Below are 10,609 nucleotides of genomic sequence, written 5' to 3' on the forward strand. Positions count from 1 at the left end.
TTGTCCAGAAATGTCAGTCGCGACGCCGCGAGATGACGTAGGATTCGTCGTAGAACCAGAGCCCGTTATGCTTGCGCAGAACCTCTCGTGTCGCATCGAGGTAGCGGCCGCTCTGGGTGACTTCCGTCAAGCGGTCGTCTTCGATCTGGGCCACGTAGACCGCCGCGTTCCATGCTGCAAAAGCCGTCGATGTTCCGATCAGGCCGGTGACCTCGTTCGGCAATGCTTCCATTGCGTAGCGAAAAATCGACCGGTGGTCGGAATAGGCATTGAAGTTCAAATCGCGCCCCGCGGAGCCCAGCTCGTATTTCACTGCGCGCAATAGCTCATGACGGCTCACAGCGAAAGGGTTTTCTTTGGGCCAGACGGCTTGCACGATCTCCATACCTGGGTCCTGCCCATGCGAATGGATGCCGATCAGCCGTCCCCCGGCGCGCAACGCCCGGGCCAGGGGGGCAATGATCCGCTTGGCCCGAAAGGTCACGGATGATTTGGCCCGATAGGGCTGCGAGGCAATGATCAGGTCGAAATTCGCCTCGGTGCGACCGGCGCGCGGGATGATCGAATCGAGCAGGAAGCGGTGATCCTCGCGGTAGACCACCAGCGCCACCGGCCGCTCATAGGTCGGCATGCCCGAGCGCGGATTGATGCTGGCGCGCCAATTATCCTCCAGAAACCCGCCGAGTTCGGCAATCTGCGTCTCGAATTCGCCGGACGACGCCCCGCGAAGCGCCACTTCATGCCAGATCATGCCGGCCGCCGCCGCAGGCGACGCCGGCGTCAGCCAGGGCGCCTCGGCGTAATGCATATTGGTCAGCACGAATACCGTGGCGGGATGCTCGAACAACCGGTCGGGCACCTTGTCCAGCGTCAGCCGGACGTCCTCCAGGCTCAATTCCTTGCCGGCGATATAGAACGGCATGTGCGGGAAACGGCCGTGCATGGTTCGCATCACCCGTGCCAATACGGTGCCGTCGCCGACGCCGGCATCGAACACCCGCAGCGCCGGCGGGCGCGGGTGGATATTGCCGAGTTCCAGCCCGACCCGCTCGGCAATCACCCGCTTTTCCGAGCAGGTATGGACGAACAGCAGATATTTCTGCCGGTTTTCGAAGAAGCGGAAATTGCTGCGCGGATCGCGCCTTTCCAGCGGAAGATCGGGCCGCCGCGGCGGCGTCAGACCTTCCGGCAGCGAGGCGGCAATGAAGGCGTGGATACGGTCGAGCGTGTCGATGGTAATGCGCTTGCCCTCGCGCAGCCGGTTGACCAGCTTGCCGTCATTGACGGCGCGGCGGCCAAACGTCGATTCCGCCATATCGACCTGGCGGCAATAGTCCTGAATCTGGCCGAGCAGCTGGTCGTGTTTCATGGCGCGGAATTCTCAAAGAGACGGGAGTGGGCAGAAAGAGGTCTGGCCCACTCTCTAGCACGTCCTGCCCACTGATGATATCCGCCGTTATTTTGATGCAGCGTCGTGTGACAGACTTCCGCATCTGCTAAGACCCGACGCATCGACCCTGCCCGACACCTCCAGATTCAGGTCTTCTTATGCGTATCGCGATGATTGGCACCGGCTATGTCGGCCTGGTGTCTGGCGCCTGTTTTGCCGATTTCGGCCATCATGTGACCTGCGTCGACAAGGATGCCTCCAAGATCGAGGCGCTGCATCGCGGCCTGATCCCGATCTTCGAGCCCGGCCTGGATGCGCTGGTCGCCGCCAATGTGAAGGCCGGCCGGCTCGATTTCACCACCGACCTCACCAAACCGGTCGCCGAAGCGGACGCCGTGTTCATCGCCGTCGGCACCCCGTCGCGGCGCGGCGACGACCATGCGGATCTGTCCTATGTCTACGCGGCAGCCAAGGAAATCGCCGCGGCGGTCAGAGGCTTTACGGTGGTCATCACCAAATCCACCGTGCCGGTCGGCACCGGCGACGAAGTCGAGCGGCTGATCCGCGAGGCCAACCCCGACGCCGACGTGGCCGTCGCCTCCAATCCCGAATTCCTGCGCGAGGGCGCGGCGATCCGCGACTTCAAGTTTCCCGACCGCATCGTCGTCGGCACCTCCGACGATCGCGCGCGCAAGGCGATTGGCGAGATCTACCGGCCGCTGTCGCTGAACCAGGCGCCGGTGATGTACACCGCGCGCCGCACCGCCGAACTGATAAAATACGCGGCGAATGCCTTCCTCGCCACCAAGATCACCTTCATCAACGAGATCGCGGATCTCGCAGAAAAGGTCGGCGCCGACGTCCAGGACGTCGCCCGCGGCATCGGCATGGACAATCGCATCGGCTCGAAATTTCTGCATGCCGGCCCGGGGTTCGGCGGCTCATGCTTTCCCAAGGATACCCGCGCGCTGGTCAAGATCGCGCTCGACCATGACGCGCCGCTGCGCATCGTCGAGGCGGTGCTATCCGTCAACGACAACCGCAAGCGCGCGATGGCGCGAAAAGTCTCGCATGCGCTGGGCGGCCATTTGCGCGGCAAGACCGTCGCGGTGCTGGGTCTCACCTTCAAGCCGGACACCGACGACATGCGCGAGGCGCCGTCGATCCCGCTGGTCACCGGCCTGCTCGACATGGGCGCGAACGTGCGCGCCTACGATCCGGTCGGCATGGAGCCGGCGAAAAGCGAGTTGCCCGATATCACCTATTGCGAGGACGCCTATGACTGCGCCAAAGGTGCCGACGCGCTGGTGATCGTCACCGAATGGGTCCAATTCCGCGCGCTCGATCTGCCCCGGCTGAAGGCGACCATGAAGCAGCCTGTCATCGTCGACCTGCGCAATGTGTACCGGCCGGAGGAAATGGCGGCGGCGGGGTTTGTGTATGAAGGCGTCGGACGCGGGGCGGCCTGACGGCACTAAACAACAGGGAAAATAGACTTCCCGTCTTTTACAGGTGAGCTATTGTAAGTCTTAAATAGCTCGGTTCCGGAGAGCGTCATGGATGTGAAAGAGGCCGTCAGGGCCGCCAAGACCTGGATAATGGATGTGATGGAGGATGAGCATCCCTCAAACCTCGGTCTGGAAGAGGTCGAATACAACGACGAGAAGCGCGTCTGGAAGATTACCCTTGGCTTCTCGAGGCCCTGGAATTCCCCTAGAAGCCCACTCAATAATCTGCTCGCCATTGCTGCTACGGAGCCCCCCCCTTCACAAGCGCGCCTATCGCACGATTGTCGTTGACGATCGAAACGGCGAAGTCAAAGCCATGCAGCGGAAGGCCGTTTCCGAGGATTAGATGAGTTCAACTCTGCTGATCGATACAAACCTGATCGTATTGCTTGTCGTAGGACTGGCTGACGAGAAAGCTGTGATCAATCACAAGAGAACACGGGCTTACACAATCGATGACTTCAGGTTGTTGACGGAATTTATCTCGGAGTATCCCTGAAGTCGCCGTCATCCCAAATGCACTTTCCGAAGCTTCCAACCTACTCAGCTTTGAGGGTGATGAACACGCGCGCAGTATTCTGAATAAATTCTCCATCTTCCTGTCGCGCGCCAAAGAAAAGTACATCGTCAGTGCCGACGCCGCGAGACGCCCGGAGTTCAAATGGCTTGGGTTGACCGACTGCGCGCTTCTAGAATTCGCAAAACATGACGTCCATCTTCTCACAGCGGACGTTGCCCTGCATGTCGCAGCTCTCAAAGCAGGCTACAGCTCCACGAACTTCACCCACTACATCCAGGCCGCACGCGCTTGAACCAGCAGATAGCAGCTCACGGCAGCAGATCAACAGGCACATCTGCAAACGTGTAGTCCCGCGGCCGGTTGCGGCGGAGCACGCCGCGGAGCTGCCAACCCGCATATATACAGAAGCCGATGAGGAACGCCGCGCCCGCGAATTCGCCGGTCACGAGCGCGCGCACCAGCAACGCCGCCATGGCCAAAGCGACCAGCACCAACGCAGCCACGATCGCCCGGTACAGAACCGGCCGCAGTCCGGCGCGCAGCGACGCCGTGCTTGCTGCCGCCGCCATTTGCCGGTGCAATTCAAAGATGAAATCGCGGTATTCGGCCTGCGGTTGCATCAGGGCCACCGTCTGCTTCGAGGTCGACATGATCACGATCCGGCTGCCATCGTCGTGGCGCAGGTCTGCGCGGAACCGCTTCACCTGCATCCCCATCGGCCGGTACGACAGCCGCACCTCCGCGATGTCGCCATAGCGCCACAGCCCGGTCCGGCGGCCGGTGCGCCACGACAGCCCGTCAGCGGTCAGCTCATAGCGATGCGCGGCGCCGATCAGCGACGCCTTGTAGGCATAGGCATGGCCCGGCTCGGCAGCCTCGGCCACCGGCGCGTTCCTTGCCGTGAAAAGCGTCCTGAACAGAGCCTGTCCTATCGTCGCCGCCGGGGGGCGCTTGCCTGTGCGCCACGACGTCCCTTACAAGCCATGGAGAGGGCCGTGCGCGCAAGGCGACGCGCCCCGCAGCAGGGTTCCCCGATGGCCGAGACCAGCCCCTTTCCGCGCCACCTGATCCTCGCCGGCGCAATGATGTCAGGACTGCTGCTGGCGCTGGCCGTGCACATGCTGGGTCAGCGGTTCGGGCTCGACCTCGGCGGGTTGTGGCGCAGCGATGCCCGCGACTTCATGCCGGCCGGCGCCGCGGTCGCCTGGTGGCTGATCGCCGCGATGGGCTTTGTCGGTGGCTACGTGACCGCCACGCTGCTGCACAGCGCCGCGGGCGGCGCGATCCCGCCGCGGATGCGCCAGTTTCTGATTACGGTCGGTGTCCTGGTCCTTGCCGGTGCCGGACAGGCAGCCTCGGCGCCGAGCCCGGTGCCGACCGTTGCGGGCGTGGTGGCCGGTCTCGCTGCTCTGCTACTCGGCGGCCTGATGGCGTTTTGCGGCGCACACTTCGCCTTGCGCAAGGCGTAACAAAAGATCGCGGCCGTTCGTCCGTGCGATCGGAACCGATCGATGTTCCTGGCGGGCTTTGATTTGCGGCAGGGAATAGCGCTTTTCGGGCCTATATGACGAACCGGATCGCCGGCAGCGGCAAGATGGCGCGGCAGCGGACACCAACCCGGCTTGTCAAGGACTGCACAACGCGCCGTTTTTGCCGTAAGGGTTTCCGGACATGAATGAACGTCGCGTATGAGTGAACTGGTCGCCCATTGCCATCTTCTGACCCGATCAGCTTTCCACCTGTTCGCGCTCCGCCGGGAGGACGAATGCAACGTATGCTGACCGCGTTCGGGCGCGGCTTCAGGCAGCACATCGGCTGGAAACGGCTCGGTGTGGTGGCGAGCGTCATCATTATCGGCCTGGCGATTACGCATCTGGTACGCACGCTGAAGGGCGTGGACTTGGCGGTGATCCTGGCGGCGATGGCTGAAAAGCCGCCGCTCCAGATCGCGCTCGCCGCCTTGTGCGTGCTTGGCGCCTTCGGCACCCTGACGTTCTACGACTTCTTCGCCTTGCGGACGCTCGGCAAGAATCACGTCCCCTACCGGATCGCGGCGCTGTCCTCCTTCACCAGTTACACGATCGGCCACAACCTCGGCGCCACCGTCTTTACCGGCGGCGCAATCCGGTTCCGGATCTATTCGGATTACGGGCTCAGCGCCATCGACGTCGCCAAGATCTGCTTCATCTCCGGCCTGACGTTCTGGCTCGGCAATACATTCGTGCTGGGCATCGGCATGATCTGGCATCCGGCGGCGGCGTCGGCGATGAACATGCTGCCGGATGCCGTGAACCGGCTGATCGGCGCCGCCGGCCTCGCCGGCATCGCCGCCTACATGGTCTGGCTGTCGGTCGGCAAGCAGCGCCGCGAACTCGGCCAGAACGGCTGGAAGGTCGTGCTGCCCTCGGCGCGGGTCACGCTGCTGCAGATCCTGATCGGCGTCGTCGATCTCGGATTTTGTGCGCTGGCGATGTACCTGCTGATGCCGAACGAGCCCGGCATCGATTTCGTCTCGCTGGCGGTGGTGTTCATCCTGGCCACCCTGCTCGGCTTTGCCAGCCATGCGCCGGGAAGCCTTGGCGTGTTCGACGCCGCGATGCTGGTGGCGCTGCCGCAGTTCGGCAGGGAACAACTGGTGGCGACCCTGGTGATGTTCCGGATCCTGTATTTCATGATTCCGTTCGCCGTTGCGATCGCCATCATGGGAACCCGCGAGCTCTGGCTGAACGTCGTGCTCCCATGGCAACGGGGCCGCGCCGTCGCACAGGCCGAAGCGCTCGCCACCACGGCAGCGGCCACGGTTCCGACCCGGCCGACGAAACGCCAGGCTCAGCTCTGAAACCCGGCTCGATATCACTCACTGGTCAGCGCCTCTTACTTCCGCCCCATATGTGACGTTGAAACGCGTTATGACCTTTGTTCGCATCCGACGTCTCGTGCTCCACTCCCTTCTGTTGCTAGCCGCCTGCGCAGCCCTGCCGGTCGAATGGGCCGCCGCACAGGGGACCACGGGCTCGATGCAGATCAGTTGGGAAGTCCGCAATCGTTTTCGGCTGTTCCGCGAGGAGCGCGATTTCCAGCTCCACGCCGACACGCTGCGCAACCAGACCATCCTGGCGTCCGAACAGACGCTGGGCGTCCAGAGCGACGGCCGCGGCTGGGCGCGCAATACGGTGGGTCGGCTGTGTGTCGACATGGCCGGCAAGTTCAGCGAGCCCTGCACCCGCGACAGCGTCAAGGAAAGCTACCTGACGCCGACCGAGCATCCGGTCACGGTGCGGCTCACCGGCGAAGTGCCGGTCGGCGCGGTGTGCGCTTGGACGTTCGATGATGGCGACGGCCCCCGGCAATCCAATTTCGACTGCGCCGAGCCGGTGAACTTCCGCGCTGTCTACGGCAAGCGCACGGTGGCGATCGTCGATGTCACCTCCGGCGCCGAGGCGCCGCAGCGCGTCACCACCGACATCACGGTGCGCGACGTATTGATCGCCGGCCTTGGCGATTCCATCGCCTCCGGCGAAGGCAATCCGGACCGCCCGGTGGCGCTGTCGGACGAAGGCTTCTGCTACCGTTCCTATATCGGTTCCGACACGGGACAATATTATCGGCCGAGCCGCGCCGGATTCAAGGGCGGACGCGCCTGTGAAAGCTATGAATCGCTACAGGCCTGGCAGGCCCAGGGCGCGCAGTGGCTGAGCGCGCCGTGCCATCGCTCGCTATACAGCTACCAGACCCGCACCGCGATCGCGATGGCGGTGCAATACCCGCACATCGCCGTGACCTATCTGCCGCTCGCCTGCTCCGGTGCAACGATTGCCGAAGGGCTGCTCGGCAAGCAGCAGGCCAAGGAATGCCTGACCACCAAGACATCGACCAATTGCCAGGGCAGTGTCGCCGCGCAGATGACGGAATTGCGCGAGGCGATGGCGGCCGTTAAGAAACGCCAGCCCGGCCGCAAGCTCGATCTCGTACTGCTGTCGATCGGCGCCAATGACATTGGCTTCTCCAATCTCGTCGCTGACGTCATCGTCGAAAACGATACCGAGCGCGCACTGTTCAAGCGCGGCGGCATCCTTGGATCGGTCGACGATTCCCGCAGCGCGCTGGTGCGCGAACTGCCGGCCGGATTCGGCAAGCTGCGCGAGGCGCTGAAGCCGCTGTTGTCCGGCGACCTGTCGCGCGTGATCTTCACGGCCTATGCCAACCCGACGTTCTCGAATGGGGCGCCCTGCCCCGGCGGCCCTGCCGGCTTCGACGTGCACCCCGCGTTCAATGCCAATCCGCGGCGGCTCGCCAACGTCGCCAATTTCGTCGAGAGCGAGTTTCTGCCACAGCTCAAGGCCATTGCGCTGTGCCAGGGCGGCGTGCTGTGCCGCAACCCGCAAGCCGATCGCATGACCTATGTCGATGCGCACCAGCAAGCCTTTGCGACGCACGGTTTCTGCGCCCGCGCATCGACCGATCCGGAATTCGACCGCGCCTGTTTCTCTCCGAAGGGCCAGAGCTTCGATCCGGACATCGTGGCCGCATCTTCGCAGCCGATGCTGTGCGGCCTGGGCGCCAGCCAGTTCCGCGCCTATCTGCCGCGCGCCCGCTGGATCCGCGACGCCAATGACAGCTACTTCGCGGCGATGACATATCCGCAGGGCATCTCGGCGACGATCCAGCCGGCGGATATCCACGACGCCACCTGGGGCATCCTGTCGGCAGTCTATGGCGGCGCGATCCATCCGACCGCCGAAGGCCACGCGGCCATGGCCGACGCCGCTTTGCCCGCCGCCGCCGCCGTGCTGAGGCTCGGCGCGGAGGCCGAAGTCACCAGCGAGCCGCTCGGCGAGCCGGTGCAGACCCGGTAGTATTAAAGGCCTAGCCCGGATGAAGTAGTCCCGCCGCCCTGCGGCGGGGCGACGTAATCCGGGGCACAGCTTTCATGGTGGATGAGTCGGCCACGGATTGGCATCCGGGCTACGGCTTCGGCGCAGGCGCGGGCTAGCACAGCGGGGGCAACGGACTCAGTGCGGGGCAGCGGGCGCCACGTTCTTCTTGACGACAGCCACCGTCGGCTTGGTCGGAGCGACCGGCTTCATCGCAGCGGCCTGGGCCGGCAGGTATTTTGCAATCACGGCGGGATCGAGCTGCGCGGTCATGGTGTCGGGCAGCCGAAACCAGACCTCGTTCTTGCCCAGCAACGAAATACCCCAGAAGCCACGCACGGTCAGCTCCTGGCCATCTTCGCTGACGCTCATCTTGGCCTTGTAGATCTTGCCATCGCGCGGATCGAGAATGTTGCCGTTCTCGTATTTCAGCCCGTCCTGCTTCATGTCGCGAATGAAGGAGATGCCGAGCACCGGCGCATCCTTGCGGTCGTCCACGCACTTGACGCAGGTGAGGTTGGCGGGCTCTTCGGGCTTCGGAAACGTCTTGGCAATCGCCCCTTCGAAGACGCCGCCGCGGTCGATCATGAGAAACCATGCCACCGGCTTGCCTTTTTCGACCTTCTGCCAGAGACCCGCAGCGGTCGGTTCGGCAGCTTTCAACGGGCTGGCGAGGGTGGCCAGAACGGCGATACCGGAAGCGACCGTGACGGCCAGCCGGGATTGAACTCGTATCATAATCATCCCCTTGGAAAGCGTAACCACGTCCAAGCGGTTACATCCACTATCAATGCTGGTAGCAGGGTGGAGGGATTTAATGGCTTTTACAAGATTACCGCATATTTCCAATTGTGACATGCCACGGCTTCGCCACATCATGCGGCGGATCCGGTCTCATCCCCGCTCGAACGGGATCTGAAGAACTATAGACTGGAGACGTTTTCGTGAATGCACCTGCCCGCGCGCCGCAACCTCTGCTCGAGGACTTTCCTTACCGCCTCAGCGACAATGTGCGCTTCGCCGATCTCGATCCCAACCAGCACGTCAACAACGCGGTCTATGCCAGCTACTTCGAGACCAGCCGGGTGATGCTGGTAAAGGATCCGCGCCACGGGCTGATGCCGTCGGGGTTGAGCTGGGTACTGGTCCGGCTGGACATCCACTATCGTGCGGAACTGCACTGGCCGGGCACGATCGAACTCGGCCTCGGCGTCAGCAAGCTCGGCCGGACCTCGGCGACGTTTTCGCAAGTGGTGTTCTCGGAAGGCAAATGCGTGGCCTCGGCGACATCGACCACCGTGATGGTCGGTCTCGAGAGCCGGCAGCCGACGCCGATCCCCGATGCGGTGATCGCGCGTTTCCAACCCTGGATGCTGCATCATTCCACGGCGACCTGATCGCCGCGGCATTCCGTCAAATGAAACTAGGCCTGACGCTCCGGCGTGATGACGACGAGGCCATCGAGCGCATCGGTGACCTTGATCTGGCACGACAGCCGCGAGTTCGGCTTGATGTCGTAGCCGAAGTCCAGCATGTCCTCTTCCATCGGCGTCGGCGCGCCGACCTTCTCGCGCCAGGCTTCATCGACATAGACGTGACAAGTCGCACAGGCGCAGGCGCCGCCGCATTCGGCTTCGATACCCGGGATCGAATTGCGGATCGCCACCTCCATCACCGTGGAGCCGACTTCGGCGTCAACGCTGCGGGTTTCGCCGGAATGGTCGATGAAGTTTATCTTGGCCATGATGCTCGCGCTGCCGGAAGGAAGATACGATTGTCGTATAACGGCTCGATCCGGATCGCGCCAGCGGGCCTGCGCGAAAAGCTGCTGTGCGTTCAGGAGCGCTTGAGAATACCGTCGATCGCCGCCCGCGCCTCGTAAACCGCCTCGTCCAGCGCCCGCAGCGCCTGCGCGGCATCATGGCCGGCGGTTTCCAGCCACTCGGCGGCGTCCGCCACCCGTGACGCGCCAATTGCGCGCGCCGAACCTTTGAGCTTGTGCGCGAGTTCGCCGACATTGCCGGGCATGCCGGACAATTCCCGCATCAGGCCGACGGACTGCGCGGCGAACAGCGCCAGCACTTCGCGCTCGAGGCTGGCGTCGCTGAGCGTCATGCGGCGCAGGTGCGCAAGGTCGATCGGACCATCATCGGGGGCGAGCGGCGGCGACGGCATCCATTGGACCTGTTCGATGTGCAACGCCATGTTATGCCCCGGATGATCCGCCGCGGCGCACACGCGCTGCGATTTTGGCAGCGAACCACGGAATTGGTTAACGGAACGTTTCACGTACATGCCGCAGCTTGGACGCGGTTTT

The 10,609-nt window shown here is 63.5% G+C and carries 11 protein-coding genes; 6 read left to right on the plus strand and 5 right to left on the minus strand.

Going from position 1 to position 10,609, the window contains the following annotated elements; all coding sequences use genetic code 11:
- Positions 1-13: 13 nt before the first annotated feature.
- Positions 14-1,369, minus strand: coding sequence for a hypothetical protein (locus tag FNL56_RS19385; RefSeq protein ID WP_143574613.1), 1,356 nt, complete (start codon positions 1,367-1,369; stop codon positions 14-16).
- 179 nt (positions 1,370-1,548) lie between these two features.
- Here FNL56_RS19385 and FNL56_RS19390 point away from each other — a divergent pair, with 179 nt between their 5' ends.
- Positions 1,549-2,859 (plus strand): UDP-glucose dehydrogenase family protein, encoded by a 1,311-nt coding sequence (locus FNL56_RS19390; RefSeq protein ID WP_143582246.1) that lies wholly within the window; start codon positions 1,549-1,551, stop codon positions 2,857-2,859.
- 87 nt (positions 2,860-2,946) lie between these two features.
- On the plus strand, positions 2,947-3,189 hold the full coding sequence (locus tag FNL56_RS19395) for a hypothetical protein (RefSeq protein ID WP_143574615.1): 243 nt from the start codon (positions 2,947-2,949) through the stop codon (positions 3,187-3,189).
- Positions 3,190-3,726: 537 nt separating this feature from the next.
- On the opposite strand, the gene FNL56_RS19400 is transcribed toward FNL56_RS19395, so the two are convergent.
- Positions 3,727-4,302, minus strand: a complete 576-nt coding sequence (locus FNL56_RS19400) for a hypothetical protein (protein ID WP_143574616.1) — start codon at positions 4,300-4,302, stop codon at positions 3,727-3,729.
- A 150-nt stretch (positions 4,303-4,452) separates the two neighbouring features.
- Between FNL56_RS19400 and FNL56_RS19405 the strand changes: the two genes are divergently transcribed.
- The 3 genes from FNL56_RS19405 to FNL56_RS19415 all read left to right on the plus strand — a co-directional run bounded on the left by FNL56_RS19405 (position 4,453) and on the right by FNL56_RS19415 (position 8,274).
- Complete coding sequence (locus FNL56_RS19405) at positions 4,453-4,887, plus strand: hypothetical protein (protein WP_143574617.1); 435 nt, start codon at positions 4,453-4,455, stop codon at positions 4,885-4,887.
- Positions 4,888-5,183: 296 nt separating this feature from the next.
- Complete coding sequence (locus FNL56_RS19410) at positions 5,184-6,257, plus strand: lysylphosphatidylglycerol synthase transmembrane domain-containing protein (protein ID WP_143582247.1); 1,074 nt, start codon at positions 5,184-5,186, stop codon at positions 6,255-6,257.
- A 70-nt stretch (positions 6,258-6,327) separates the two neighbouring features.
- Positions 6,328-8,274 (plus strand): hypothetical protein, encoded by a 1,947-nt coding sequence (locus tag FNL56_RS19415; protein ID WP_143574619.1) that lies wholly within the window; start codon positions 6,328-6,330, stop codon positions 8,272-8,274.
- Between the two features lie 156 nt (positions 8,275-8,430).
- Here FNL56_RS19415 and FNL56_RS19420 read toward each other — a convergent pair whose 3' ends face one another.
- Positions 8,431-9,030 carry a DUF2147 domain-containing protein gene (locus FNL56_RS19420; protein ID WP_143574620.1) on the minus strand — a complete coding sequence of 200 codons (600 nt, stop codon included), beginning with the start codon at positions 9,028-9,030 and terminating at the stop codon, positions 8,431-8,433.
- A gap of 206 nt (positions 9,031-9,236) precedes the next feature.
- Between FNL56_RS19420 and FNL56_RS19425 the strand changes: the two genes are divergently transcribed.
- A complete protein-coding gene (locus FNL56_RS19425; RefSeq protein ID WP_143574621.1) occupies positions 9,237-9,689 on the plus strand; it encodes an acyl-CoA thioesterase in 453 nt (150 codons plus the stop codon).
- Between the two features lie 26 nt (positions 9,690-9,715).
- Here FNL56_RS19425 and FNL56_RS19430 read toward each other — a convergent pair whose 3' ends face one another.
- Together FNL56_RS19430 and FNL56_RS19435 are read right to left on the minus strand one after the other, a co-directional pair.
- Positions 9,716-10,036, minus strand: a complete 321-nt coding sequence (locus tag FNL56_RS19430; protein ID WP_143574622.1) for a 2Fe-2S iron-sulfur cluster-binding protein — start codon at positions 10,034-10,036, stop codon at positions 9,716-9,718.
- 92 nt (positions 10,037-10,128) lie between these two features.
- Positions 10,129-10,497 (minus strand): Hpt domain-containing protein, encoded by a 369-nt coding sequence (locus tag FNL56_RS19435; RefSeq protein ID WP_143574623.1) that lies wholly within the window; start codon positions 10,495-10,497, stop codon positions 10,129-10,131.
- Positions 10,498-10,609: the final 112 nt, after the last annotated feature.

It is taken from the genome of Tardiphaga sp. vice304, assembly GCF_007018905.1.
Taxonomy (GTDB): Bacteria; Pseudomonadota; Alphaproteobacteria; order Rhizobiales; family Xanthobacteraceae; genus Tardiphaga.